This window comes from Sinorhizobium sp. NFACC03, assembly GCF_900103435.1.
Lineage (GTDB): Bacteria > Pseudomonadota > Alphaproteobacteria > Rhizobiales > Rhizobiaceae > Ensifer.
The window spans coordinates 47,868-72,410 of record NZ_FMXF01000005.1 but is presented as its reverse complement, the minus strand read 5'-3'; the positions used below and the strand labels follow the sequence as shown (position 1 = coordinate 72,410).

Below are 24,543 nucleotides of genomic sequence, written 5' to 3'. Positions count from 1 at the left end.
CGAAATTGGTGAAGATAAAGAAAATTGTTTCAGGTTGTGAGCATAAGAACCCGCTCCCGCAGGAACGGCAGAACATCGGCCTCGAACCAGGGATTGCGCTTCAGCCAGCCGGTGTTGCGCCAGCTCGGATGCGGCAGCGGCAGAATGGCGGGATCCGCATTGCGCATCGCGTAGCGCCGCCAGTCCTTTACCGTCTCCGTCATCGATTTCGGGCATTCCGGACTGATGTGCCAGCGCTGCGCATAATGCCCGATCGCCAGCACCAGCTCGACCTGCGGCATCTGATCCATCACCCGCTGCCGCCAGAGCGGCGCGCATTCCCGACGCGGCGGCAGGTCGCTGCCATGGGCGTCATAACCGGGAAAGCAGAAGCCCATCGGCACGATCGCGAATTTCGCCGGATCGTAGAAGCTCTCGCGGTCCACCCCCAGCCATTGGCGGAGCCGATCGCCGGATGCATCGTTGAACGGCAACCCGCTGCCATGCACACGAAGCCCGGGCGCCTGTCCTGCGATCAGGATGCGTGCCGTGGTCGAGATCACCGCCACCGGTCGCGGCTCATGCGGCAGGCGGTCGTCGTCGCCACGCAGCGGACTGTCGCGGCAGATGCGGCAGGCGGCAATTTCTGCTCTCAGCCGCTCCAGGTCCGGGACATCGTTCTCAGGCATTGCCGATACCCGCAAACAAGGCGGTCAGCCGCTCCAGCAGCCAGCGCCTGATGGTCTCGAGCCAACCATCGACCAAATGCGGCCCCTCGTCCGGATGGCCATTCGTGTGGCGCCATTCCTGCGGGGTCGTGAACGTGCCGACCCAGATGCCGCGCCGCTCTTTCTCTGCCCGTGCCTCTTCCGCTTGATAGTGCCCATAGCTGACCGCATACCCGGAGAGCACCATCTCACGGCCAATGTCCCGCCCGCCCGCTTCGCATGTGCCGAGGTCGCGGCCGTACCGATCGCGTCCGTGAAAACGACAGCGGACATCGCCGGCGGAAATCAGCGCCCTCAGGCGTTCGCGCGCCTGGCGGCCGCAATCCCAGGTCTCGCCGTCGCGCTCGCAGCTCTGGTCGAGTTCCGGCGCATCGATCCCCTCGATGCGAATGCGCTTGCCGTCAAGGCGAAGACTGTCGCCGTCGCTCGCGGACGCCGCTCCACGCGCCTCCCCGGTTGTGGCACGCTCCCCCACGGGCAGCTTGTCGGCGTAATAGGCGACGATCGAAAGCAGCAGAAGAATGATCCATCCGCCGAGCATGCCGCCACGGCCGGCCGATCGCGATCGCCCCGAAGACCCTCCGCCTCGCCCGCCGGTGAAGCGGTATCTCGCCCAGCCCGATTTCACGTTTCCTGCACCTTTATCGCTACGCGCGCTCCCTGATCGAACCGGGACCGCATCACAAACATCGACGATTCCAAAAACTTAGAGGCGGAACCTCATGTGCCGGCTCTCAACTTTTGGCCCATGGACACCACCGCGCCATAATGGTTGTCGAATCCTTCACACACGGCAGCAACTTCTTAAGGATTGCTCACTAGACTGCAACGAAACCATAACCTTCGCATAAGAGCATGAGTATCGCTGCCAGCACCTCGACAGATAAGATCATTGTCGACAAGTCGCGAAACCATCGAAACAAGGCCGTTTCGAGGACGGTTCGCGCGACGCGAGAGCGGCTGCAAACGGGCTCGTCCGTGCCTTCGGGCTTCGAGCGCGAAATGCTCAATCTTTACATCGATTCGGCCCTGCACGGCGCCATCGCCATACCGGTGCTCGTCGCCCTGATTGCCGCCGTCGGGGTCTATCTCTCCGGCAATCTCAGCATCATCGTCTGGGCCGTCATGACCCTTTCGGCGCATGCGGTGACGCTGGTGCTAGCGAGGAAGGCGTGCAAGAAGGACATCGTTGCCGAAAAGGTCCCGGTCTGGCGCCGGCGCTTCCTGCTCGGCCAGGTGTTGATTGGTCTTTGCTGGGCCGCCTTCGTTGCGCAGGATTGCGCGTCGTGCGGCGATGTCCGCTTCGGTTTCTTCGAGGGCACTGCCCTGCTTTTCGCGCTTGCGGCCACTGCCATGGGCACGTTCCTGCTGCGCAATGCCCTGCTCTGCACCTTCACGCCCGTGGTCGCCGCACTGGCCTTCGTCTCGCTGACGACGGGCAATCCGATCTATATCGGCCTCACGGGCATCATCTCGCTGGCGCTGCTCTTCCTCGTGTTCATGACCGATCGCATGAACCGCGCCAATGTCCACATCCTCTCGGTTCAATCGGAGAAGGATGACCTGATCGCCGAGCTCGAAGTGGCAAAGTCGATGTCGGACGAGGCGCGGCGCCGGGCGGAGGAAGCGAACCTCGCCAAGTCGCGCTTCCTGGCCTCCATGTCGCATGAATTGCGCACGCCGCTGAACGCCATTCTTGGCTTCTCCGAGGTCATGTCGACGGAGGTTCTGGGTCCGCTCAGCAACCCGACCTACAAGGAATACACCAACGATATCCACCGTTCCGGCGAGCATCTGCTGAACCTGATCAACGAGATCCTCGACCTGTCGCGCATCGAAGCAGGCCGCTACGACCTGAACGAGGATGCGGTCAGCCTCGTCGAGATCGCCGAGGACTGCGTCGGCATGGTGCAACTGAGGGCGCGCGCCAAGAACATTACCATCCACTCGCAGTTCGAACTTGGCATGCCCTCGGTCTGGGTCGACGAGAAGGCAATGCGGCAGGTCATCCTCAATCTGCTGTCCAACGCCGTGAAATTCACCAATTCGGGCGGCGAAGTCACCTTCAAGGTCGGCTGGACGGCCGGCGGCGGACAATATCTCTCGATCAAGGACAACGGTCCGGGCATCCCGGAAGAGGAAATCCCGATCGTTCTGTCGGCCTTCGGTCAGGGCTCGATCGCCATCAAGAGCGCCGAGCAGGGCACCGGCCTCGGCCTGCCCATCGTCCAGGCCATTCTCGCCAAGCACAATGGCGAATTCATCCTGCGCTCCAAGCTTCGGGAAGGCACCGAGGCGATCGCCATCCTGCCGGCCCGCCGCGTGCTCGAAAGCCTGCCGGCGGTTGAGGACGTGGCAGCCCCGATCCGCCGTCGCAAGAGTTTCGCCTGATCCATGTTCATCGAAACGCAACGCTTGAGGCTTCGGCCCTGGGAGCAGCGCGACGTCGCGCCGTTTGCGGTCGCCAATGCCGATCCGGACGTGCGCCGCTACTACTTTCCCGACGTGCTGACGCTGGAGGAAACGACGGCGATGGTTGCCGACTGCGACCGGCACCTGCGCAGGCACGGTTTCGGCTTTGTGGCCGTCGAGCGCACGGCGGACGGAGCGCTCATCGGTGGTCTTGGCCTTTCGCATGCCGGAAACGAAATTCCCGGTGGCCCGCATGTCGAAATCGGTTGGATCCTCGCCCACCCCTACTGGCGCCAAGGATATGCGCTCGAAGCGGCAAGCGCCTGCCTGCACCACGCATGGTCGGCACTCGGGCTTGCCGAGGTCATCGGCTATACCTCGCGCATCAACGAACCATCCCGCGCGCTTATGGAAAAGCTCGGCATGCGCTCGGATCCGGCGGAGGATTTCGATGACGTGACGATGCCGGAGGGTAATCCGCTGCGCCCGCACGTGCTCTATCGGATCACGCCGAACGATCGGCGGTAGCGGATCAGTTCATGAAGCCGTCGAAGATCACGACGTAGCCGGCATAGACGCCGTTGGCGATGATCAGGCAGAGGCAGGCGAAGGAGCCGAGGTCCTTGGCGTTCTTGCCCATTTCCGAGATTTCCGGCGAAACGCGATCGACGATCTCCTCGATTGCCGTGTTGATCGCCTCAAAGGCCATCATCAGCAGGAACAGGATCGCCATCGCCACAAACTGGAAGAAGGTCGCGCCGACGATGGCGAAGGCAACCATGGCGATGCCGAAGGCGATCAGTTCATGGCGGAAAGCAGCTTCGCTGATCAGCCGTTTCGCGCCGCCCAGCGAATAGCTGGCGGCAGCGAAGAGATGCCGAATGCCGGTCTGCTTCTCGACGGGACTCGTCTGTCCGATGCGGTGCGTGGTGTTCTTGGCGTCCATTTCTTCTCGACAAGGCTTGAAACTGCGCTTGCTTCGACATCGTGAATGAGGCGAATGCAAGGCGTTTGCCGGTTGCAGGCGTCTGCTGCATGTTTCCTTAGATTCCATCCGACTTAAGGATGAAAACATGCGGCACTTCAAAGTGCTGCAGCGACCTTTGCGCGTCTGACGAGACGCGCGGCGCTGTCAGACAATAGTTAGGGCTGCATGTGCGCTTTGGATAGGCGAGAAGCACGCGGCCATCAAGGCCCGCCACACGCGGGAATAGCGCCCGCGACAGGCTTTGGACAGCAATCGGCCGGCTTTGCCGTGAAAGCCGGCCGTATCTTGATTATTCCTTGTTGCTGACGCCAGCCTGCGCGAAGGTCGCCATGCCGCTGTGGCAGGCCGCCGCCGCCTTGACGATGCCGGCGGCAAGGGCCGCACCCGTGCCCTCGCCGAGCCGCATGCCGAGCGCCAGCAGCGGCGTCTTGCCGAGCTTCTCGATCGCGCGGATATGGCCCGGTTCGCCCGAGACGTGGCCGATCAGGCAATGGTCGAGGGCTGACGGATTGGCCGCCTTCAGGATTGCCGCTGCCGCAGTCGCCACGTAGCCATCGATGATGACGGGCACCTTCTGCACGCGGGCCGCGAGGATCGCGCCCGCCATCGCCGCGATCTCACGGCCCCCGAGGCGGCGCATCAGCTCGAGCGGGTCGGAAAGGTGATCGCGATGCAGCGCCACTGCCTTCTCGACAGCGGCGATCTTGCGCTTCAGTACCTCGCCTTCGGAACCGGTACCCGGACCGACCCATTCCTCGGCCGTACCACCATAGAGGCCGAGATTGATCGCCGCCGCAATGGTGGTGTTGCCGATGCCCATCTCGCCGATGCACAGCAGATCCGGGCCGCCGGCGATCGCCTCCATGCCGAAAGCCATGGTGGCAGCACAATCCCGCTCCGAAAGTGCCGCTTCCTCGGTGATGTCGCCGGTCGGATATTCAAGTGCCAGGTCGAAGACCTTGAGGCCGAGGTCGTGGCTGACGCAGATCTGGTTGATCGCAGCACCACCGGCGGCGAAATTCTCGACCATCTGGGCCGTCACGGACGACGGGAACGGGGTAACACCCTGACGGGTGACGCCGTGGTTGCCGGCGAAGATCGCCACCAGCGGCCGGTTAACGGCCGGCGCCTTGCCGGTCCAGGCGGCGAGCCAGAAGGCGATTTCTTCAAGACGTCCGAGCGCGCCCGGCGGCTTTGTCAGCTGTGCGTCCCGCTCGCGCGCCGCGACCAGCGCTGCCGCATCCGGCCCCGGCAGGTTACGCAACAATTCGCGGAAATCATCAAACGGCAGACCGCTGGCACTCATGCTGGGAATCCTTGCATATCGTGAATCTACGCTCCTCATAGAGGGCGTCGAATATTCGGGCAACGGCATTTGCGCCAATCGGCGTCGCCGGAGCATGATCCGTCACGGGACGGACGATTCGACGCACGGCGTTTTGCATGCTCACCCTGCTCTCACTTGCGGGCGGCGGTGACATCTGCGATTGCGGCTGAGGGCCGGATCTTTGGAGGAGCCATGGGCTTTCTGGGCGATTTCTGTGACGACGTGGCGCGCTCGATCGGCTTCCTGAGCCGCATTCCCATGCCGGGACGCCACTTCGTCGGATATGACGGACGGCTGGACCGGGCCGTGCGCGCCTTCCCGCTCGCCGGCATCGTGATCGTCCTGCCCTCCGCAGCCGCTGCCAGCGCGATGATCGCGCTGCATGTGAGTTCGCTTTTTGCCGCCTTCGTCGTCGTCGCCATCCAGGCGCTGCTGACCGGCGCACTGCACGAGGACGGACTCGGCGACACGGCCGACGGCTTCGGCGGGGGACGCGACCGCGACGCGGCGCTCGCGATCATGAAGGACAGCCGCATCGGTACCTATGGCGCCGTCGCGCTCATTCTCTCCTTTGGCCTGCGCGTCTCGGCGCTCGCCTCCATCCTGCCGCTGTTCACGCCGCTTGGCGCCGGCATGGTGATCCTTGGTGCTGCAGCGCTCAGCCGCGCCGCCATGGTCTGGCACTGGTCCAGCCTGCCGCCGGCACGCAGTGGCGGTGTTGCAGCTTCCGCCGGCGTACCGGAGCCGGGAGCTGGCCGCTTCGCCCTCGGCTTTGGTCTTCTCGCCGCAATGCTGCTCTTCTATTTCGCCAAGGTACCGGCCTTCGGCCTGATCGCAACACTCCTCGCCTTCCTTGCCACTGTCAAAGGCTTCGGCCGGCTCGCAGCCGCCAAGATCGGGGGACATACGGGTGACACGATCGGTGCCACGCAGCAGCTCACGGAAATCGCAGTGCTCGGCGCCCTTGCGCTGACGGTTTGAAAGATCGATATATTCCGGGAAAAACTGGGCAACGCCATGGAATCTCCCTGCATTCTCGTCTGTTCCATCGATGACAAGACCGGCTATTGTTTCGGCTGCGGCCGCACGCGTGACGAGATAGGCCGCTGGACGCTCTACACCGACGCCGAACGGCGGGCGATCATGACCACGCTGCCCGACCGGCTAGAGACGGTCGAACGCAAGCCTCGGCGCGAAACGCGCCGCAGCCGCATGGCGAGGGAACGCGGAGAAGCATGACCCGTCTCGCCACCCTGCTCTCGATCCTGGCCATTGGGCTCATCCTGCTGATCGTCAACCACGATGCCGGCCGCACCATGGGCCTTGCCAACGACGATTTCGGCCGGCTGGTCTCGTTGGGTGCGATCGCCACGCTGATCGGCGCCGGGGTCCTGCAAAGCCGCCGCCGTTTCGGCGAAGGGCTGCGCCAGGTCGCCATCTGGCTCCTCATCACGCTCGCCCTCGTCTCGGCCTATGTCTACCGCTTCGAACTGCAGGGCTTCGGCAATCGCCTGCTCGCCGGCCTCGTTCCCGGCCGCGCGACCGTGATCACCGACAGCGAAGGCCGGCAGGAAGTGGTGCTGCACAAGATGCTGAACGGTCATTTCGAAACCAGCGCGACGGTCAACGGCAAGGACATCAACATGCTGGTCGATACCGGCGCCAGCAGCATCGCGCTGACCTACGAGGATGCCGAGCGGATCGGCCTTGATCCGGAAAACCTCAGCTACATCGTCACCGTCATGACGGCGAACGGCCGGGCGCAGGCGGCACCCGTCATGCTCCAGGAAATCTCCGTCGGCCCGATCACCCGGCGCAACATCGGCGCGACCGTGGCCGCCAAGGGGCGGCTCGACCAGAGCCTGCTCGGCATGAGTTTCCTGTCGACGCTGGAGATGCTGCAGATGCGCACCGACGAGCTGCGCCTGCGCGACTGAGCCACAGGCGTCAGAACAAACCGCAGCGGCGCCTGCCGTCAGTTTCTGAGCCGGTAGCCGGTGCGGAAGATCCAGGCGAGGATCGACATGCAGGCCGTCAGGAAGGCGAGGATGATCACGGCGCTGAAGATCGGGTTGACGTCGGAAACCTCGAAGAAGCTCCAGCGGAAACCGCTGATCAGATAGAGCACCGGATTGAAGTGACTGACCGCCTGCCAGAAGGGTGGCAGCATCTTCACCGAATAGAAGCTGCCGCCGAGGAAGACGAGCGGCGGGATCACCAGCATCGGGATCAGGTTCAGCTGCTCGAAGTCCTTGGCCCAGATGCCGATAATGAAGCCGAACAGGCTGAAGGAAATGGCCGTCAACACGAAGAAGAACACCATCACGAACGGATGCGCGATCGTCAGGTCGACGAACAGCGAAGCCGTCAAAAGGATGATCGTCCCGATCATCAGCCCCTTGGTCGCCGCCGCGCCGACATAGCCGAGCACGATCTCGACCATCGACACCGGCGAGGACAGAACCTCGTAGATCGTGCCGGTGAATTTCGGGAAATAGATGCCGAAGGAGCCGTTGCCGATGCATTGCGTCAAGAGCGTCAGCATCATCAGGCCGGGCGTGATGAACGCGCCGTAGGAAACGCCGTCGATCTCCTGGATGCGTCCGCCGATCGCGGCGCCGAAGACGATGAAATAGAGAGAAGTGGAGATGACTGGCGACACCACGCTCTGCAGCAGGGTGCGCCGGGTACGGGCCATCTCGAAGAAATAGATCGACTTGATCGCTTCGATATTCATCGCCCTGCCCCCACGATTTCGACGAAGATGTCTTCCAGCGAGCTCTGCCGCGTGGAAATGTCCTTGAGCCGGATACCGGCTTCGGCGAGGGCCGCCAGCAGAGTGGTAATGCCGGTGCGTTCAGCGCTCGTGTCGTAATCGTAGATCAGACAGTGCCCATCGCCCTCGAGCGTCAGATTGTAGCTCGACAGCGTTTCGGGAACGCCATCCAGTGGATTGGCGAGATCGACCCGCAACTGCTTGCGCCCGAGCTTCGACATCAGTGCCGCCTTGTCTTCGACCAGCAGGATCTTGCCGCCGTTGATGACGCCGATGCGGTCGGCGATTTCTTCCGCTTCTTCAATGTAATGCGTCGTCAGGATGATGGTGACGCCGGAAGCGCGCAGCCGCTCGACGACCTCCCACATGCTCTTGCGCAGATTGACGTCGACGCCGGCTGTCGGTTCGTCGAGGAAGAGGACCCTCGGTTCGTGCGACAGCGCCTTGGCGATCAGCACGCGCCGTTTCATGCCGCCGGAGAGTTCGCGCAGCATGTTGTCCTTCTTGTCCCAGAGCGACAGGTCCTTCAGCACCTTCTCGATATGGGCGGGGTTCGGCTTCTTGCCGTGCAGGCCGCGGGAGAAGGAGACCGTGTTCCACACGGTTTCGAAGGCGTCGGTCGTCAGTTCCTGGGGTACGAGCCCGATCATCGCGCGCGTCTCGCGAAACTCGCGCACCACGTCATTGCCGCCAACCGTCACCGTTCCGCCGCTCGGATTGACGATGCCGCAGATGATCGAGATCAGCGTCGTCTTGCCGGCGCCGTTCGGCCCGAGCAGCGCCAGGATCTCGCCTTCCTCGATATCCAGGCTGACGCCCTTCAGCGCCTGAAAGCCGGAGGCATAGGTCTTCGACAGATTGGAAACGGAAACGATAGGCGCCATGAAGCAGATCCGGATGCGGGGGGCAAAGTCGGCAGGTTTCGCCTATATGGGACAATTGATTGCGATTTGCAGCCTACCGGATGGAAAAAACAAGGTGACGCTTTGTCAATGCGGCTGCGACAGGCGAGCTGCCGTCCCCGCGCCGCCGCCCATTTGCGAAGGTTTGCGCGCCACCAGCCGGTCATGGATGAGCATGCCCGCAACCATCGCCGCGACGAAAAGGAACGTCGACGGCAAACCGAGCGACAGCGAAGCGAGCGCCGGGCCCGGGCAAAGCCCCACCAGCCCCCAGCCGATGCCGAAGATTGCCGCGCCGACAATCAGTCGCCTGTCGATAACCTGATTGTCCGGCAAATGGAAGGTTTCGTCGAACAAAGGATGCTTGAGCCGGCGCGTCAGCAGGACACCGAGCGCGGAAACAAAGACGGCGCCGCCGAGCACGAAGGCAAGGCTCGGGTTCCAGTTGCCGGTGATATCCAGAAACGCCCGCACGCGTGCCGGATCGAGCATGCCGGACAGCGAAAGACCAAAACCGAACACGAGGCCGGAGACGAGCGTCGCCGCGAGGCGAAAGAAGGCTCCGTTCATGCAAGCAAGCCCATGACAAAGACCGTGACGATCGCCGCGGTCATGAAGGTCGCAACCGCCGCAATCGAACGTCGCGACAGCCTTGCAAGACCGACGACGCCGTGGCCGCTGGTGCAGCCGGAGCCCATGCGGGACCCGAAGCCGACCAGCAGCCCGCCAGCCACCAGAAGCGGCCAAGAGGTTGTGACCGTCACCACCGGCCAGGCGCCGACGACGAGGCGAAAAAGCAGCGGCCCCGCCATCAGTCCCAAAACAAACAACATGCCGGTAGGAACCTGCGCGCCCTGCAGCAGACGTCCGACGATACCGCTGATCCCGGCCACCCGGCCATTGGCCACCATCAGGATCGCTGCCGAAAGGCCAATCAACAGCCCACCCGCCAGCGCATTCTCGTATTCATTCATGTTTTGGAACCATCCCGACAGAAGATCTGATAGAGCGCGCCAACCAGACGCGCCACCTTGTCGTGACTAAGCCGATAGAACACTTGCTTGGCCTGCCGACGGGTCGAGACAATGCCGGCATCACGCAACACCGTCAATTGCTGCGAGAGGGTCGGCTGGCGAATGCTCAGGCTCTCTTCGAGTGCCGCCACCGAGTGCTCACCCTCCAGCAAAGCACTCACGATCAACAGACGATTTCGATTGGCGAGAGTTCTCAGTATTTTCGAAACTTCGGCAGCGTGCACGGCCATATCCGTGCGCACCCCCGGAAATTGCATAACAGTTCCCATAACTTCCTCCTGTCGTTGCCCTAGGAGTGAGTGGAGCCCCAATGCTTGCTGCGGTTTGCCGACTACTATCCGTGATTGTTATACGAAGTAATATATTATCGTATTACTTATTAATAAACCAGACGAAACAAGACAGCGCGATCAACCCTAGTCCCCCTGGCCTGTCCGTTGACTGTCAAATCATATAGAAAATTCAGATCGTTACAACGAGACCGCAACAGGGATGAAAACGCCATATTTGGGGCAACCGCCCGGACTATCTCAGGCAGCGGTAAAACTTCTGGTATAGTGATCTCAAATACGAGCCTGCGACGACACTTCGGCCCCCGGCCCGAACGCCCGAAACTGCATTTCGGCGGAGGGTAAACGCCGGCGCAAATGCAGGCATCATCCGTTATCCGGCGAAAGATCTGCGAATGAATCGTCGCCAATCCCGTTCCCTCGTCACGAAACGGTGATGGTCTTCGAGCAATTTGCTCGCGCGGCGCGATATCGCCCTTTTGATTCGCGCTCGTGATTTGCACGCCGGAGCCTCCCCCTTTTGCTCCGCTTGTTGGGCCGGCCTCCCCGCCGGCCTCTTTTTTTGCCGCATGCCATTTTCGCAGCCGCCAGCAGGAAGGTCCCGCACGCCACGTCAGTCGCAGTGACGGTAGCCGGTCTTGCGGGTTCTCAGATCGAAGTGGAAATGGTCCTTGTGGAACGGGTCGCTGCCCGGCCCGAGCACGGTGTTGAAATATTTGCAGCTATCGGAGCGCACAGCCTTCAGGAGGCCGCGTTCGCGGAACGCGAAGAAGCCCTTCTTGCGGACATCGATTTCCTTGCCGTTCTTCAAGACAAACTTGCCGACATCGATGGCGTTGCCGTGCGCATGTTCGGACATCGGATTGCCGCGGCGGGAATTCATCGTGCGGCAGGAATAACCGCCGAGCGGCTTGATCGTCTTGACGCCCGACCAGTAGCGGTAGCGGGACGACGGCGCGAGTTCGTACTTCACCCACTTGGCGAAGGCTTCCGTCACCTCGCAATTGAGCTTGACCGCCGGCTTCACGCCAATACCGCCGGAGAGACCGCTGAGCTCGATCGGGTAGTCGATGCCGCAGGACGGCCCGTTGCTGATGCGCGGAATATCACGGAACACCACGCCGAGTTTCTTCAGGCGCTGGCGGCAGGCAATCTCGGAAGCCGGCATTTCGCCGGTGTAGTCGGGCGCCGACATCGGATTGCGCACGCGCGGCAGGAAGGCGACCTGCTCCGGCTCCTGGGTCCGCTGAATGGCGCGTCGCTCTTCCATGGCGCGTGCACGCTGCGCATCTTCGGCTGCAGCCTTCTCGGGAGAAAGCGGCGGCAGGTCCGGATCGTAGCCAAGGTTCGCCTCGTCCGCAGGCGCAGCCCCGGACGCCCCGCCGAGCTGGCGCACATTGTCTTCGCCGATGCCGTCGACGACCGGCTGGCTGGCATTGCCCTCGGCGATCTCGTTGCTCTGCTCTTGCGCCAGGCCGACGACCGGCTGCTCGACGCCGAGCATGGCATCCATGTTGACGCCTTCATCGGGAATGGCCGTGGAACCCGCATTCGCCGGCTGCGCACCGGAGGAGACCGCCTCGTCGCTATCGATCATCGGCAGCGAGCGCCGCGTTTGTTGAGGCGCCGCCTGCGCCGGTGCAACATAGTCCGGATTGCCGTTGCCCGTCGAAGCCGATGTTGCAGCGGGATAGGCCGCCACCTCGTCTTGCGGCACCGCGTCGACCGGCACGGGCCCGATCGAACCGACCCGGGAGCCGCCATCGATGCGGCCCGGCGGCGAAAGCGCGTCGTCGGTCGAACAGGCGACAAGCGATAGTGTCAGAACGAGTGCCGTCAGCGGGCGATGGAGACGAGTAACATACGCCATACCGGACTGCGCCTTCCTTCGGGCGGTCAGCAGACCACCACTCATCACCCCACCGCCCCCGCAACGGCGTACCCAGAGGCACGCAAGGATCGCTGCAGCACTTCGAATTGCTGCCTTTCGCCTGTGTCGCAAACCGGGCACAGCTGTCGAAAGACCTGATTTCGGGGGCATTTTATTCAAATACGGTAAACGAAGCCTTGCGTCCGATACCCGCGATCAAGGGTGCGGATGCTTGCCGTTCCGACTGACCGCCGATAGCAAGAAGCCCGCGTCTTCGTCAGACGCGGGCTTCAAGTTTTCAGCTACGGATCCGCTGGATATCAGCGGCACTCGCCGCGATGCACGACTCGGAAGCCAGCACCGCCAGCCTCGCAGGCGTTCGAGAAGGTTTGCACGCGGCCGCCGCGCTGGCCGCAGACCGGCGCGAATTCGCGGGTGCAGAACTGGCCTTCGGAGGGACGGTCATCGTCGCGACGGCATTCGCCGCGGCCGATCACCTGGAAGCCCTCCGAGCGCGCCTGGCAGGCGTTCGAGAAGGTCTGCGTGCGCCGTCCGCGCTGGCCGCACACCGGATTGTACTCCATGGTGCAGGCCTGCGGTTCGCGATCCGGCGGGCGATAGTCCGGACGGCATTCGCCACGGTGGATCACATTGAAACCGTCGGCCCTTGCCTGGCAGGAATTAGGGAAGGTGCGCATGCGATTGCCACGCTCGCCGCACACGGGCGCATATTCCATCGTGCAGACCGGCGGGCGGGTCGGCCTCGGCCCCGGACGAGGCTCGTCGACGACCACCGTACAGGCCGAGAGGAAGCCGAGCGCCAGCATCAGCACGGCGATCGGGCGCGTCAGAAGCAGTTTGAGAAGTGCCATGGATGTCCCCTCTAAAGCGGCGGTCAGCAACCGGAGCGACGCCCCGTCGAACACCTCCCGCATCTCGCGTATCTATCCGCAGCTATCGTAAGGTCAAGACTGTGCGGCCTGCTTTGCACGGCAATCACGGACGCAGGTTGCGGGGGCACTGCCCGGATCACGGAACGATGTGGAGCTCGATTGCAGCCGCGCGACATTTCTTCTTGTCAGCGCACAAGGCCCGCGTGGTATCGCCACGCGGGCCTTGTGCGATTCCAGACTATAGCGATCAGGCGGCGCGGCCGTAAGCCGAGTGCGATGCCGAGGACTGCAGCCGGAACTTCGTCAGCAGCGACTTCAGTTCCCGGCTCTCGGCAGCCAGCGTCTGGCTTGCGGCAGTCGTTTCCTCGACCATCGCGGCGTTCTGCTGGGTCATCTGGTCCATGCTGTTGACGGCGACATTGACCTCCTGCAAGCCGGTCGCCTGCTCGCGCGCGGCGGTCGCGATGGAGGCCACCTGTTCGTTGACCCGATTGACCAGCGTCTCGATCTCCGTCAGCGCTTCGCCGGTCGACCGGACCAGTTGGACACCGGCACCGACCTCGCGCACCGACGCGCCGATCAGTTCCTTGATTTCCTTGGCGGCACCCGCCGAGCGCTGCGCCAGTTCACGCACCTCCTGCGCGACGACGGCAAAGCCACGGCCGGCCTCGCCGGCGCGCGCTGCCTCGACGCCGGCGTTGAGCGCCAGCAGGTTCGTCTGGAAGGCGATCTCGTCGATCACCCCGATGATCTGGCCGATCCGGCCGGACGAGCCTTCGATCCGCCCCATGGCGTCGATGGCATTGCGCACGATGCCGCCGGACTTGGCAGCGCTCGCCTTGGTCTCGTTGACCATGTCGCGCGCCTCGTTCGCCCGCTCGGAAGCGTGGCGGACCGTCGAGGTGATCTCGTCAAGTGCTGCCGCCGTCTCTTCGAGGGCCGCTGCCTGCTGCTCCGTCCGGCGCGAGAGATTGTTCGCCGCTTCCGAAATGTCGCCGGCGCTGGCGGTGACGATCTCGGTAGAGTGCGAGATGGAGCCGATGACATCGCGAAGCGCGGCAACGGCCGTGTTGAAGTCCTCTCTCAGCTTGCCGTATTCCGGCGCGATATGGCCGATCTCGGCGGTCAGGTCGCCGCTTGCCAAGAGCTCGAGCGCGGCACCGACGGTCTCCATCGCATCCGCCTGCGCTTCCGCCGTTGCCCGCTGGCGCTGCTCGTTGCCGCGGCGCTCGGAACTCAGCCGCTCCTGCTGCTCGGCCTCGCGTGAACGCAGTTCCAGCCGTTCGCGAAGGGAATCGCGCAGCACCACCAGCACCTTGGCCATCTGGCCGATCTCGTCGCCGCGGTCCGTCTCCGGCACCTCAGACGAAAGGTCCTCATCGGCGATCGCCCGCATCGACGCCTTCAGCTTCTCGACCGGCTTGACGACGCTGCGCACGATCGCAAGCGCCGCCATCAGAATGGCGAGTGCGGCGGCGGCGAGGATGCCGGCGACCTGCCAGGCGCGTTCGCGGAACATCGCCGCCAGGTCGTCGGCATAGACGCCGGTACCGACCACCCAGCCCCAGGGCTTGAAGCCGGCAACGTGCGAATATTTCAGCACCGGCGCGTCAGCGCCCGGTTTCGGCCAATAGTAATCGACGAAGCCCTGGCCACTCTTTTCGACGGTCTTGACGAACTCGACGAAGAGGTGCTTGCCGTTCGGATCCTTGTTTTCGGTGAGGTCCTTGCCGTCGAGCTCGGGCTTGATCGGATGCATCACCATGGTCGGATGCATGTCGTTGATCCAGAAATAGCCGTTGCCCTGGTAGCGCATCGCCTTGATCGCCTCGAGAGCGCGTTTCTGCGCCTCCTCACGCGAAAGCGTGCCGGCCACCTCCTGCTTGTGATAGGCGTCGAACACCGCGATCGCGTTCTCGTCCATTGCCGCGAGCATCGCCTTGCGCTCGCCGACGAGTTTGTCCTGCGCCTGAAACAGACCGAATGTCAGCGCTGCTGCCATGGTCAAAAGCGCAAATGCCACCAGCGCGTAGAGACGCGCCGAGATCCTGAATTTCTTCATTGCCAATCCCCTGCCCCTTCGGCGCTCTCGGCGCCGCCCCTTCGCAACCTGGCCGCCGCCGGCATGGCCGGCCGCACTCCAAGAGCCTGCAGGATAGGGAAAGGTCTTTGCAAAGCCCCTAACAACCGATCCCTAAATTTCACATTTCTCAAGCACCCCTTCGAAAGTCTAACGCGACAGCACGGCGCGATGCTGCTCGCATTTGTGCGGCGGCGGGCCTTCCCTCGGCAAGCGCGGTCGGGTTACATCTTTCATCCAACAGGGAGACAGGCCGCATGACCGAACAGACCAAACCGACCGGCGAGCTGACCTTGCGCACGCTCGCCATGCCCGGCGACGCCAATGCGGCCGGCGATATCTTCGGCGGCTGGGTGATGGCACAGATGGACCTTTCCTGCGGTATCCGTGCGGCCGAGCGCGCCCGCGGCCGTGTGGTCACCGCGGCAGTCAAGGAGATGGCCTTCGCGCTTCCGGTCAAGATCGGCGACACGCTCTGCATCTATACCGATGTCGTCAAGGTCGGCCGCACCTCGATGACGCTCAAGGTCGAGGCCTGGGCCCAGCGCTATCTCTCTTCGCATCGCATGGAAAAAGTGACGGATGCGATCTTCGTCATGGTCGCGCTCGACGAAAACGGCAAGCCCAAGCCGGTGCCGGCGGAGGAATAGGAGCGGCCGCCGTGGATCAGGTTCCGACCAACCCGGAAATCTTCCCGCATATCCGCACCGTCATGGGCATGGTCGTCAGCCTGAGCCTGGCGAGACTACTCAGCGGACTGGCGCTCTTCGTGCAGCACCCCGGCAAGACGCGCGTCTATTGGATCCACCTCGGCTGGGTCCTGTTCATGTTCGTGTTCCTCGTGCATTTCTGGTGGTGGGAGTTCCACCTGCATTCGCTCGCCGTGATCGACGTCAGCGTCTACCTGTTCGTCATCCTCTATTGCTGCGTCTTCTTCTTCCTCTGCGTGATGCTGTTCCCGACGACGCTCGAGGACTATAGCGACTACGAACACTATTTCATGTCGCGCCGTGCCTGGTTCTTCGGTTTCCTCGCGCTTGCCTTTGCCGTCGACCTCGTCGACACCGCGCTGAAGGGCAAGCAGTATTTTGCCTCCTACGGTCTCGAATACCCCGCCCGCAACACCGCCTATATCCTCTTCTGTATCGCCGCCGCCTGGACGGCGAATCGGCGCTTCCATGCCGCCTTCGTTGTCGCTGCTGTCGCCTATCAGCTTCTCTGGATGTATCGGGCCTTCGACCTCCTGGATTGAGACCGTCGATCGGATCGTCTGCGGAGGTTTTCCGCCTGGGGGTGCACCTCGCCCCTTGATCCCGAGGCGAGGCGATGCTTTATCCGTTAGACATATTTGAATCTCGCATCATGGCACGTCGGGGGACTGTCGCATCATGGAAATCTTTACCGCCGCCGGTCTGGCAGCGCTTCTGCAAGTCATCGTCATCGACCTCGTTCTCGCCGGCGACAACGCCGTCGTCATCGGCCTTGCCGCGGCCGGGCTGCCGACGGAGCAGCGCAAGAAGGTCATCCTCGTCGGCATCATCGCGGCAACCGTGCTGCGCATCGCGCTCGCCAGCGTCACGGTCCAGCTCCTGGAAATCATCGGCCTTTTGCTCGCCGGTGGCATTTTGCTGCTGTGGGTCTGCTGGAAGATGTGGCGCGAAATCCGCGAGCAGCAGGCAGCGCACGCGGCAGGCGAAAGCGGCGTTGGCAGCAATGCGCCCCAGAAGACCTTCATGCAGGCGGCCATCCAGATCGTCATCGCCGACATCTCGATGTCGCTCGACAACGTGCTGGCCGTCGCAGGCGCCGCCCGCGAACATCCGACGATCCTGGTTATCGGCCTTGCGCTTTCGATTGCGATGATGGGCGTGGCAGCCGGTTTCATCGCCCGGCTGCTCAACCGTTATCACTGGATCGCCTATATCGGCCTCGCAATCATCCTCTATGTCGCGCTCGACATGATCTATCGCGGCTGGGTCGAGGTCTGGCCGCACGTCGCGCCGGCCGTGGCAGCCATGGTCTGACGCCAGCGCGACGCGCTGCAGACCGTTAACAATGCAAAAGGCAGGGCTTGGGCCCTGTCTTTTTGTTTGCAGCGGTCTTAACCGCTACAGCGGCCGGACGCCTCTTAGCCCTTGAAGATGAACGAGGCGCCTAAGGCGATCAGGGCGAAACCGACCAGATGGTTCCAGCCGATCGACTCCTTCAGCCAGAAAACCGAGAAGGCGGCAAAGACCAGAAGCGTGATCACCTCCTGCATCGTCTTCAGCTGTGCGGCGGAATAGACCTGATGGCCGATGCGGTTGGCCGGCACCGCCAGGCAATATTCGAAGAAGGCAATGCCCCAGCTTGCCACGATCGCCATGTAGAGCGGTGACGACGTGTATTTCAGATGCCCATACCAGGCGAAGGTCATGAAGACGTTGGAAAACAGGAGCAGAAGAATCGGCCAGAGATAGGCCGGAGAGAGAGTGAAGGACATAGAGAACCTCGGGGCGCGAATCATGCTCCGACGATGCCCCGCAGCCCCGTCCGGGCGCAAGTCCTGCCGGCCTTCCATTGGCTCAAGTGACGCCTCGGAGCGAGCCGATACGGGATTTTCTGCCGGTCAGGGTGTCGAATCGACGACGAACCGGCATTTTTTCCGTCATTTAGCAAGTCATGCCCCAATATTTTACGGGTTTTGCCACAATTTTGTACTGGCGCATGAGCAATGTCGCTCGACTGTCCGACGGGACAGGCAGGGGAATACCACACTTCGAAACGGCGGTTGCCGTGAAGTTGGCTCCGCGCCTTGCGCGCGGTTCGCCGACACGCCGATGCTGCGTATCAGACGCTGGGCACGCGCATGTCCGCTGAAATTTCCCATGGGAACATTGGAAACAGTTGAGCAACCGGGTGCCATGCCGGCGATCGCCAGGCCGCCCCGACCGTTCGCACCCAGCAACTTGTCAAGGAGACCTGACCATGAAGGTCCTGGCGTTTCTTGCGGCTGCCTATGTCGCGCTCCTATCGCCATCTCTTACCAGCGCGGGCATGCTTGCCCAGGCGCAGCAATACAAAGGCCTGCACGAGGTGAAGAACAACAAGACCCTTCGCGCAGCGCTCGGCATCAACCCGGCACGTACCCCCTGGTGCGGCCATTTCATGGGCATGGTTGCCCGCAAGTCCGGCCGCAGTCCACCGCAGAGCTTCGGCTTCGCCCGCTCGTGGCTTCGGTTCGGTGCACCGGTGAAGCTCGCCTATGCGCGCGCCGGCGATATTGTCGTCGTGCGCACCGGTCGTGGCTACCACGTCGGCATCCTGTCCGCGATGTCGAAGTCGACGGCCCAGTTGATCGGCGGCAATCAGTCCGGCGGCGTCAGGGTCTCGCAGTTCGCCCGGGGCCAGGTCGTCGGCGTCCGGCGCTAGAGCATCCCGCTTCAAGTGGAATCACTTGAAGCGGAAAGATGCTCTAGAAACAATGTGCTAGAGCGACCCTAGTGCGTTCATCTGAACGCACGGCGCTCTGGAGCGGCAAGCCAAGGGCGAGGAACCACTTCGCACCAGGCCTTGTGCCGGAGGGCCTAAAGCCCAACCGGACCAGAGATCAGCATCGCCGCATCGGGCGGACCGCTGACGCGCGTCCTCACGCAAGCGCCAGGCGCATTGAACAGCGCCGCTCTGGCGGGAGGCCGTGCGCGGCCTCGTTTGCAAGGATCTGCGCGAGACGCGCGTCGAGTTCGTCCCCGGCAAGCGTAGCGAAGCCGAGTGTGCGGTAGAAGTGCTCGTTCCATTTGAGATCGCGGAACGTCGTCAGCGTTACCGCGGCAAGCGAACGGGCGCGCGCATGCGCGATCGCAGCCAGCATCATGGCGCGCCCAAGCCCGCGGCCCTGGCTTTCCTCCAACACGGCAAGCTGCCAGATGTGCAGCGCGCCCTCGGCGCTCGCCGCACAAAGGAAGCCGAGCGGTCGATCCTGCTCGTCGACCGCCACCAGGGACAGGCCGGTGCCCAGGAAGTCGGCATGAGCTTGCGCGGACTGGACATCGTCGTCGGCAATCCAGGCCAGGTCGGGGATGGTCCGAAATAGCGCGCCGGAGGAGCGCTCGATATCGGGCAGCAAAGCTGTATCGTCTTCACGTGTGGGTCGAATCAGGGTCATAGTGACCGCATCCTACAGCGCAGGCCGTCGTAGGGGTGCGCGAAGTTCGCTGCCGCCCTTCAAAATCGCGAGAATCATTAGCCGGATAACGGAATATCGCTAGTCGGCGATCATATTCATGGCCGACTCGAGCCCGGCCGCCGGACTCGACAGCGGCCGCGGTCCGTTGCGGACATGATCGGCGGCGCCAGCCATGGACGCCTGGGCCAGCGCAACGATGGAGGCTCCATCCTCATAGGCCGCTTCTGCCGCCCGGGCGATCGCAGCAAGGTAGCCGTCACGGCTTCCCGCCTTGAACAGCGCCCACGCACCCTCGACGAGACGAACCTCGAGGACAGCGCCGGAACGATGCGCCGCCTCGGCAAAAAGCGCCGTGGTGGGTGCGACCGTTGTTTCCACCGCGCAAAGCACTACCAGCTTGCCGCCGGTCGCGGCCGCCTTCTCCGCCAGCGCCGCATCGACGCGCAGGATCGGGACGGCGGTGCCCAACCCGGCCCTCACAACGCTCGGCCCGAGCGTCGAGCAGGTCAGCAGCACGGCGTCGGCCTTCGCCGCCAGCGCCGAGAGAACCGCCGCTGTCTGCTGCGTGATGTCCTCGGTCAGGCCGCCCGCTTCCTCCGCCGCGCGCAGCAGATCGGCGCGGACCGTATGGCGCAAGTTCGCGGAGGACAATCCGAGTTCTCGCGCAGCATTCTCGAAAACGGCGACGTTGCTGTCGGCCGTATGCAGGCAGGAGATGATCAATTGGCGGCCTTTGAATGACGAACGCCTGACCGCGCGGTTCTGACTTTGCGAAACTTGCACAATCGCCGCACGCCGGGAAGCGTCGCTGGACACAATCTGTCGTAGAGGCCACACGAACCGTCTATTTGCGCCTCCGGCCCAGCAATGGACACAAATCGGGGCAATTTATGCTTCTCGACTTTTCTAATTTAAGTTACGCTTATTTTCCTTCTGACCAGATGCCGCGGGAGGGGCTGCCCTCTTGGAACGGAAGCTCGCCGTGATCCTTGCTGCCGATGTCGCTGGCTACAGTCGCCTTGTCGCGATTGACGAGGAAGGTGCGCTCGCAACGCTTGCCACCTATTGTGCAACGATTTCAAGCCTTGTGACCGAGCATGGCGGGCGCATCTTCGGCGCCGCTGGCGATAGCCTTGTCGCGGAATTCCAGAGTGCAGTGCAGGCGGTTCGGGCAGCGGTCGCCATCCAGCGGACCCTGCAGCGGAGAAACGCCGACCTCGCGCCGGAGCGGCGCATGGAGTTCCGCATCGGCCTCAATCTCGGCGACGTCGTGGTCGACGGCGGCAACCTGCTCGGCGACGGGGTGAATGTGGCGGCGCGGCTGCAGCAGGTGGCGAAGCCGGCCGACATCTGCATCTCCGGTGCGTTGCACGACCAGATCGTCGGCAAGCTGGAGTTTCCCGTGCACCGGCTTGGCGATCGCGCGCTCAAGAACATGCCGCGCCCGGTGCCGGTGCACCGCGTCGACTGGCATGAGGACCCGGTGAGGCCGGATCTGCCCGGCATGCCGCTTGCCCTGCCCGACAAGCCGTCGATCGCCGTTCTGCCCTTCGTCAATATGTCCGGCGACCCCGAACAGGACTTCTTCGCCGACGGTCTGACCGAGGACATCATCACGGCGTTGTCGCTCTACCGCTGGTTCTTCGTCATCGCCCGCAACTCCTCTTTCGCCTACAAGGGCCGCGCCGTCGACGTCAAACAGATCGGCCGCGATCTCGGCGTGCGCTACATCGTCGAGGGCAGCGTGCGCCGCTCAGGCTCGCGCGTGCGCGTCACCGGACAGTTGATCGAGGCGGAAACCGGCATCCATCTCTGGGCGCAGCGCTACGAGCGCGAATTCGCCGACATTTTCGCCATCCAGGATGAGATCACCCAACATGTGGTCGCGGCGATCGAGCCGGAGATCCTGATTGGCGAAAACCGCCGGGCGCTGCTACGCGGCAGCGACAATCTCGACGCCTACGAATGCCACATGCGCGGCACGCTGCTGCATAATGCGCAGGACTCCGCCGCGCACTTCGACGACGCGATCGAGTGGCAACGCCGCGCGATCGCCCTCGACCCCGAATTCGGCCGCGCGCACATGATGCTGGCCCGCTCGCTGTTTGCCCGCTGCTATTTCGGCTTCAGCGACGACATTGACCGGGACAGCGCGGAGTTGGCGGCGGAGGCTGCGCGCGCCGTCGTGATCGAGGCTCACGATCCCTATTGCCACTATGTCATGTGCCTCGCCAATTTCGCTGCCCGGCGGCCGCATGCCGCGGTCCAGGAGGCGCAACAGGCGATCGATCTCAACCCCAACTTTGCGCTCGCTCACATGGCGCTCGGCTGGGCGCGCATCTACATCGGCCGTTTCGCCGAGGCATTGGACCCGCTGCACAAGGCGCTGCGGCTGAGCCCGCACGATCCGCTGACCTACCTCTTCTTCAACCGCATCGCTCTCGCCCATTACCACCTCGGCAATTACGAGGAAGCCCTGCGCCACGCCGAACGGGCGCTGCTCCTGCGCCGCACCTATTTCAACCTGGTCATTCTGCTCGCCTGCCTTGGCCAGCTCGACCGCAACGAGGAAGCCCGCAGGATCGTTCCCGAGGCCGTCGCCAACGCGCCTGTCGATTTACCGCGCTACTGGCGCTTCTTCACCGGCTATGTCGACCCTGCCGACCACGCGCATTTCAAAGACGGGCTCGTCAAGGCGGGCCTGCCCATCGTCCCGTAGGCCGCCATGACACGAGCCCAGCTGTTCGGCGTTATCATCGGCCTCACAGTGGTGGCGTTCTTCACGGTCCTGCGCGCAAACGATCCGCAGCTTCTGAGGCAGGCGCGCGACGTCACCTTCGACGAATACCAGCGGATCGCGCCGCGCGGCTTCGAGACCATGCCGGTCAAGGTGATCGATATCGACGAGGCGTCGCTGCGTGAATTCGGCCAATGGCCCTGGCCGCGCGACCGCCTGGCGAATTTGACCAACCGGCTGACCGAGATGGGCGCGGCAGCGATTGCCTTCGACGTGCTCTTTGCCGAGCCCGACCGCCTGTCGCCGCGCACGGTCGTGCGCGACGTCGGCGGCGTCGATCCATCCTTCGTCGCAACCCTGCCCGATAATGACGAGATCTTTGCCCAGGCGATCCAAGACAAGCCGGTCGTGCTCGGTTTCGGCCTCACCAACGACGGCAGTTACCTGCCGTCGGTCAAGGCGGGCTTTGCCTTCACCGGCGAAACCGCTGCCGAGGCGCCGCCGCGCCTGCACGCCGCAACGCCGCTACGGCCCCAGCTCGAAGCCAACGCCGCCGGGCTCGGCCATATCAGCCTCAATCCCGGCTCCTCCTCCGCGGTGGTGCGGGCCGCACCGCTGTTTCTCAGCGACGGGCAGCAGTTCTATCCGAGCCTCGCTCTGGAGGCGCTGCGCGTGGCGCAGGGCGCCTCGACCTATGTGCTCGCCGCAGCACCCAACGTCGCCAACACGCTCACCGCCGTCAAGATCGGTGACTTCGTCGTGCCGCTCACCTCGACCGGCGAACTCTGGCTCTACGTCACGCCGGACACGACGGAGCGCTACATTTCCGCCCGGCGGGTTCTTACCGACGAAGCCTCCTCGCCGGACGTTCGCGCCGCGATCGAAGGCAGCATCGTCTTCATCGGCACGTCGGCTGCCGGGCTGCAGGACGTGCGCACCACGGCGCTCGGGCAGAACGTGCCCGGCGTTTCCATCCATGCCCAGATCGTCGAGCAGATCCTCTCCGGCCGCTATCTCTCGCGTCCCGACTGGGCCGACGGGCTCGAAATCCTCTCGATCGCAGTGGCCGGCACGCTGCTCGTGCTGCTGACCACTTTCGTCAGCCCCGTGGTGGCGCTGGTCTGCGGCCTCGCGGTCACGGTGTTGGGGCTCGCAGCCTCCTGGCTCGCCTTCTACTATGGCGGGCTGCTCGTCGATCCGCTGGCGCCGATCCTCGCCGCCTCGATCACCCATTTCTCCGCCACCGCCTATCGCTTCCTGGTGACGGATCGCGAACGACGCGAGGTCCGCCAGGCCTTCGGGCGCTACCTCTCGCCATCGCTGCTCTATCGCATCGAGCACACGCGCAATGCGCTGAGCCTTGGCGGCGACGACCGCTCGCTGACGGTGATGTTCGTCGACGTGCGCAGCTTCACCGAGATGAGCGAGCGCATGACGCCGACCGAGGTCGTCGCCTTCCTCAACACGCTGCTCGACGCGCTGAGCCGCCATGTGCTCGCCAATGAGGGCACGCTCGACAAGTTCATCGGCGATTCCATCATGGCCTTCTGGAACGCCCCGGTCGATGTGGTCAACCATCCGCAAAAGGCGCTTCGCGCCGCGCTCGGCATGCGCGAGACTCTGGCCCGGCTGAATGCCGAAGACGCATTCGGTTTCGGCACCGGCCACGAGGTCCGCATCGGCATCGGCATCCATACCGGGCTCGCCTGCGTCGGCAACATGGGCGCCGAAACCCGCTTCAACTATTCGGCAGTCGGCGACACCGTCAACATCGCGGCCCGCATCGAAGCGGCCTGCAAGGATGTCAACTTCGACGTGCTCGTGTCGGAAGCGACCGCCGAGGCATTGCCGGATTGCGCGCTGCTGGATGCGGGAAGCCTGGGCCTCAAGGGAAAGACGACGCGCACCCGGCTTTTCGCAGTCGCCGGAGACGAGAACCTGGCCGCCTCGCCCGCCTTCGCGGAATTGCGGCTCCTGCATGACAGGCTGGTCTCGGTGCTACGCACGCGCGCGACCTCGAGCCGAAGCATCATCAACGCCGCGAAGCTGAAGTCTGCCGCCCTGGCACCGGGCCTGGTCGGCTTCTACGCCCGGATGTCGCGCCGATCGGAGCATTTCGCCGAAACGCCGGTCGAAGACGCCAAGCGCCCGGCGGAGTGAAACGTGCCGGACCTCAGCCGCAGACGACCGCCCGGCACATCGCCTCGACCTGGACTCTCGGATCGTTCGCAAAGCTTTGATTTGTCGTTGGTTGAGCGCCGGCCCGCTTGTGCCTAGCGACAGGTCGTTGCCGACGCATCGTGAACGCTGCGCCGAAAGCGTTGGCAAACGCCAGGCCGTCAGCGGCGCACACGGTCGGCGC

General features: G+C 63.6%; 26 protein-coding genes. 11 read left to right on the top strand and 15 right to left on the bottom strand.

The features are described from left to right. Positions 1-29 precede the first annotated feature (29 nt). Positions 30-668, bottom strand: coding sequence for a uracil-DNA glycosylase family protein (locus BLU35_RS10065; RefSeq protein ID WP_093232983.1), 639 nt, complete (start codon positions 666-668; stop codon positions 30-32). After that, positions 661-1,335, bottom strand: a complete 675-nt coding sequence (locus tag BLU35_RS10060; protein WP_286161491.1) for a thermonuclease family protein — start codon at positions 1,333-1,335, stop codon at positions 661-663. Before BLU35_RS10060 ends, BLU35_RS10065 begins: the two co-directional genes overlap by 8 nt. 227 nt (positions 1,336-1,562) lie before the next feature. On the opposite strand from BLU35_RS10060, the gene BLU35_RS10055 reads away from it, so the two are divergent. Both BLU35_RS10055 and BLU35_RS10050 read left to right on the top strand, forming a co-directional pair. Next, a complete protein-coding gene (locus BLU35_RS10055) occupies positions 1,563-3,098 on the top strand; it encodes a sensor histidine kinase (protein ID WP_058324053.1) in 1,536 nt (511 codons plus the stop codon). A gap of 3 nt (positions 3,099-3,101) precedes the next feature. Then, positions 3,102-3,647, top strand: a complete 546-nt coding sequence (locus tag BLU35_RS10050; RefSeq protein WP_093232981.1) for a GNAT family N-acetyltransferase — start codon at positions 3,102-3,104, stop codon at positions 3,645-3,647. A gap of 4 nt (positions 3,648-3,651) precedes the next feature. Here the strand turns inward: BLU35_RS10050 and BLU35_RS10045 are convergent, their stop codons facing one another. Both BLU35_RS10045 and cobT read right to left on the bottom strand, forming a co-directional pair. Continuing rightward, positions 3,652-4,065, bottom strand: coding sequence for a diacylglycerol kinase (locus BLU35_RS10045; protein WP_058324051.1), 414 nt, complete (start codon positions 4,063-4,065; stop codon positions 3,652-3,654). A gap of 331 nt (positions 4,066-4,396) precedes the next feature. Then, positions 4,397-5,413 carry a nicotinate-nucleotide--dimethylbenzimidazole phosphoribosyltransferase gene (cobT, locus tag BLU35_RS10040; RefSeq protein ID WP_093232980.1) on the bottom strand — a complete coding sequence of 339 codons (1,017 nt, stop codon included), beginning with the start codon at positions 5,411-5,413 and terminating at the stop codon, positions 4,397-4,399. Between the two features lie 213 nt (positions 5,414-5,626). On the opposite strand from cobT, the gene BLU35_RS10035 reads away from it, so the two are divergent. From BLU35_RS10035 to BLU35_RS10025, 3 genes are read left to right on the top strand one after another with little or no spacing between them, the layout of a single operon-like run. Next, the gene (locus tag BLU35_RS10035) at positions 5,627-6,415 is read left to right on the top strand and encodes an adenosylcobinamide-GDP ribazoletransferase (RefSeq protein ID WP_058324050.1); all 789 of its coding nucleotides are present in this window, start codon (positions 5,627-5,629) and stop codon (positions 6,413-6,415) included. A gap of 36 nt (positions 6,416-6,451) precedes the next feature. Then, entirely contained in the window at positions 6,452-6,673 is a 222-nt protein-coding gene (locus tag BLU35_RS10030; protein WP_093232979.1) for a DUF1289 domain-containing protein, read from the top strand. Beyond that, positions 6,670-7,371: a retropepsin-like aspartic protease family protein gene (locus tag BLU35_RS10025; RefSeq protein WP_093232978.1), complete on the top strand. Its 702-nt coding sequence runs from the start codon at positions 6,670-6,672 to the stop codon at positions 7,369-7,371. Before BLU35_RS10030 ends, BLU35_RS10025 begins: the two co-directional genes overlap by 4 nt. A 38-nt stretch (positions 7,372-7,409) precedes the next feature. Here BLU35_RS10025 and BLU35_RS10020 read toward each other — a convergent pair whose 3' ends face one another. The 8 genes from BLU35_RS10020 to BLU35_RS09985 form a co-directional block, all read right to left on the bottom strand. Continuing rightward, positions 7,410-8,171, bottom strand: a complete 762-nt coding sequence (locus BLU35_RS10020; protein WP_057248824.1) for an ABC transporter permease — start codon at positions 8,169-8,171, stop codon at positions 7,410-7,412. Continuing rightward, positions 8,168-9,094 (bottom strand): ABC transporter ATP-binding protein, encoded by a 927-nt coding sequence (locus BLU35_RS10015; protein WP_057248823.1) that lies wholly within the window; start codon positions 9,092-9,094, stop codon positions 8,168-8,170. The genes BLU35_RS10020 and BLU35_RS10015 overlap by 4 nt, the downstream gene beginning before the upstream one ends. A 105-nt stretch (positions 9,095-9,199) precedes the next feature. Beyond that, complete coding sequence (locus tag BLU35_RS10010) at positions 9,200-9,682, bottom strand: YeeE/YedE family protein (protein ID WP_093232977.1); 483 nt, start codon at positions 9,680-9,682, stop codon at positions 9,200-9,202. After that, on the bottom strand, positions 9,679-10,086 hold the full coding sequence (locus BLU35_RS10005; protein ID WP_058328861.1) for a YeeE/YedE family protein: 408 nt from the start codon (positions 10,084-10,086) through the stop codon (positions 9,679-9,681). Before BLU35_RS10005 ends, BLU35_RS10010 begins: the two co-directional genes overlap by 4 nt. Further along, entirely contained in the window at positions 10,083-10,415 is a 333-nt protein-coding gene (locus tag BLU35_RS10000) for an ArsR/SmtB family transcription factor (protein WP_057248820.1), read from the bottom strand. Before BLU35_RS10000 ends, BLU35_RS10005 begins: the two co-directional genes overlap by 4 nt. A 634-nt stretch (positions 10,416-11,049) precedes the next feature. Further along, a complete protein-coding gene (locus tag BLU35_RS09995) occupies positions 11,050-12,306 on the bottom strand; it encodes an extensin-like domain-containing protein (protein WP_058328862.1) in 1,257 nt (418 codons plus the stop codon). 320 nt (positions 12,307-12,626) lie between these two features. After that, complete coding sequence (locus BLU35_RS09990) at positions 12,627-13,178, bottom strand: Kazal-type serine protease inhibitor family protein (protein WP_057248818.1); 552 nt, start codon at positions 13,176-13,178, stop codon at positions 12,627-12,629. Between the two features lie 268 nt (positions 13,179-13,446). After that, positions 13,447-15,261: a methyl-accepting chemotaxis protein gene (locus BLU35_RS09985; RefSeq protein ID WP_093232976.1), complete on the bottom strand. Its 1,815-nt coding sequence runs from the start codon at positions 15,259-15,261 to the stop codon at positions 13,447-13,449. A 275-nt stretch (positions 15,262-15,536) separates the two neighbouring features. Between BLU35_RS09985 and BLU35_RS09980 the strand changes: the two genes are divergently transcribed. The 3 genes from BLU35_RS09980 (at position 15,537) to BLU35_RS09970 (ending at position 17,303) form a co-directional block, all read left to right on the top strand. After that, positions 15,537-15,929, top strand: coding sequence for an acyl-CoA thioesterase (locus BLU35_RS09980; RefSeq protein WP_057248816.1), 393 nt, complete (start codon positions 15,537-15,539; stop codon positions 15,927-15,929). A 68-nt stretch (positions 15,930-15,997) separates the two neighbouring features. Further along, a complete protein-coding gene (locus BLU35_RS09975) occupies positions 15,998-16,531 on the top strand; it encodes a hypothetical protein (protein WP_210334465.1) in 534 nt (177 codons plus the stop codon). A gap of 136 nt (positions 16,532-16,667) precedes the next feature. Then, on the top strand, positions 16,668-17,303 hold the full coding sequence (locus BLU35_RS09970) for a TerC family protein (RefSeq protein WP_058324041.1): 636 nt from the start codon (positions 16,668-16,670) through the stop codon (positions 17,301-17,303). 104 nt (positions 17,304-17,407) lie between these two features. Here the strand turns inward: BLU35_RS09970 and BLU35_RS09965 are convergent, their stop codons facing one another. Then, positions 17,408-17,761, bottom strand: coding sequence for a DMT family protein (locus BLU35_RS09965; RefSeq protein ID WP_057248813.1), 354 nt, complete (start codon positions 17,759-17,761; stop codon positions 17,408-17,410). Positions 17,762-18,246: 485 nt separating this feature from the next. On the opposite strand from BLU35_RS09965, the gene BLU35_RS09960 reads away from it, so the two are divergent. Further along, positions 18,247-18,690: a TIGR02594 family protein gene (locus tag BLU35_RS09960; protein WP_093232975.1), complete on the top strand. Its 444-nt coding sequence runs from the start codon at positions 18,247-18,249 to the stop codon at positions 18,688-18,690. 217 nt (positions 18,691-18,907) lie between these two features. On the opposite strand, the gene BLU35_RS09955 is transcribed toward BLU35_RS09960, so the two are convergent. Together BLU35_RS09955 and BLU35_RS09950 are read right to left on the bottom strand one after the other, a co-directional pair. Next, positions 18,908-19,384, bottom strand: coding sequence for a GNAT family N-acetyltransferase (locus BLU35_RS09955; protein WP_210185126.1), 477 nt, complete (start codon positions 19,382-19,384; stop codon positions 18,908-18,910). 138 nt (positions 19,385-19,522) lie between these two features. After that, positions 19,523-20,260: an aspartate/glutamate racemase family protein gene (locus BLU35_RS09950; RefSeq protein WP_286161490.1), complete on the bottom strand. Its 738-nt coding sequence runs from the start codon at positions 20,258-20,260 to the stop codon at positions 19,523-19,525. Positions 20,261-20,408: 148 nt separating this feature from the next. Between BLU35_RS09950 and BLU35_RS09945 the strand changes: the two genes are divergently transcribed. Both BLU35_RS09945 and BLU35_RS09940 read left to right on the top strand, forming a co-directional pair. Further along, positions 20,409-22,163 carry an adenylate/guanylate cyclase domain-containing protein gene (locus BLU35_RS09945; RefSeq protein ID WP_093232972.1) on the top strand — a complete coding sequence of 585 codons (1,755 nt, stop codon included), beginning with the start codon at positions 20,409-20,411 and terminating at the stop codon, positions 22,161-22,163. A 6-nt stretch (positions 22,164-22,169) separates the two neighbouring features. After that, positions 22,170-24,341 (top strand): CHASE2 domain-containing protein, encoded by a 2,172-nt coding sequence (locus tag BLU35_RS09940; protein WP_093232971.1) that lies wholly within the window; start codon positions 22,170-22,172, stop codon positions 24,339-24,341. The last annotated feature ends 202 nt before the right edge of the window (positions 24,342-24,543 follow it).

Bases quoted from the DNA above. Each gene is read 5' to 3' on its own strand.
- BLU35_RS10065 (WP_093232983.1), bottom strand. From the start codon at position 668: ATGCCTGAGAACGATGTCCCGGACCTGGAGCGGCTGAGAGCAGAAATT.
- BLU35_RS10055 (WP_058324053.1), top strand. From the start codon at position 1,563: ATGAGTATCGCTGCCAGCACCTCGACAGATAAGATCATTGTCGACAAG.
- BLU35_RS10050 (WP_093232981.1), top strand. From the start codon at position 3,102: ATGTTCATCGAAACGCAACGCTTGAGGCTTCGGCCCTGGGAGCAGCGC.
- BLU35_RS10045 (WP_058324051.1), bottom strand. From the start codon at position 4,065: ATGGACGCCAAGAACACCACGCACCGCATCGGACAGACGAGTCCCGTC.
- cobT (WP_093232980.1), bottom strand. From the start codon at position 5,413: ATGAGTGCCAGCGGTCTGCCGTTTGATGATTTCCGCGAATTGTTGCGT.
- BLU35_RS10035 (WP_058324050.1), top strand. From the start codon at position 5,627: ATGGGCTTTCTGGGCGATTTCTGTGACGACGTGGCGCGCTCGATCGGC.
- BLU35_RS10030 (WP_093232979.1), top strand. From the start codon at position 6,452: ATGGAATCTCCCTGCATTCTCGTCTGTTCCATCGATGACAAGACCGGC.
- BLU35_RS10025 (WP_093232978.1), top strand. From the start codon at position 6,670: ATGACCCGTCTCGCCACCCTGCTCTCGATCCTGGCCATTGGGCTCATC.
- BLU35_RS10020 (WP_057248824.1), bottom strand. From the start codon at position 8,171: ATGAATATCGAAGCGATCAAGTCGATCTATTTCTTCGAGATGGCCCGT.
- BLU35_RS10015 (WP_057248823.1), bottom strand. From the start codon at position 9,094: ATGGCGCCTATCGTTTCCGTTTCCAATCTGTCGAAGACCTATGCCTCC.
- BLU35_RS10010 (WP_093232977.1), bottom strand. From the start codon at position 9,682: ATGAACGGAGCCTTCTTTCGCCTCGCGGCGACGCTCGTCTCCGGCCTC.
- BLU35_RS10005 (WP_058328861.1), bottom strand. From the start codon at position 10,086: ATGAATGAATACGAGAATGCGCTGGCGGGTGGGCTGTTGATTGGCCTT.
- BLU35_RS10000 (WP_057248820.1), bottom strand. From the start codon at position 10,415: ATGGGAACTGTTATGCAATTTCCGGGGGTGCGCACGGATATGGCCGTG.
- BLU35_RS09995 (WP_058328862.1), bottom strand. From the start codon at position 12,306: ATGGCGTATGTTACTCGTCTCCATCGCCCGCTGACGGCACTCGTTCTG.
- BLU35_RS09990 (WP_057248818.1), bottom strand. From the start codon at position 13,178: ATGGCACTTCTCAAACTGCTTCTGACGCGCCCGATCGCCGTGCTGATG.
- BLU35_RS09985 (WP_093232976.1), bottom strand. From the start codon at position 15,261: ATGAAGAAATTCAGGATCTCGGCGCGTCTCTACGCGCTGGTGGCATTT.
- BLU35_RS09980 (WP_057248816.1), top strand. From the start codon at position 15,537: ATGACCGAACAGACCAAACCGACCGGCGAGCTGACCTTGCGCACGCTC.
- BLU35_RS09975 (WP_210334465.1), top strand. From the start codon at position 15,998: ATGGTCGTCAGCCTGAGCCTGGCGAGACTACTCAGCGGACTGGCGCTC.
- BLU35_RS09970 (WP_058324041.1), top strand. From the start codon at position 16,668: ATGGAAATCTTTACCGCCGCCGGTCTGGCAGCGCTTCTGCAAGTCATC.
- BLU35_RS09965 (WP_057248813.1), bottom strand. From the start codon at position 17,761: ATGTCCTTCACTCTCTCTCCGGCCTATCTCTGGCCGATTCTTCTGCTC.
- BLU35_RS09960 (WP_093232975.1), top strand. From the start codon at position 18,247: ATGAAGGTCCTGGCGTTTCTTGCGGCTGCCTATGTCGCGCTCCTATCG.
- BLU35_RS09940 (WP_093232971.1), top strand. From the start codon at position 22,170: ATGACACGAGCCCAGCTGTTCGGCGTTATCATCGGCCTCACAGTGGTG.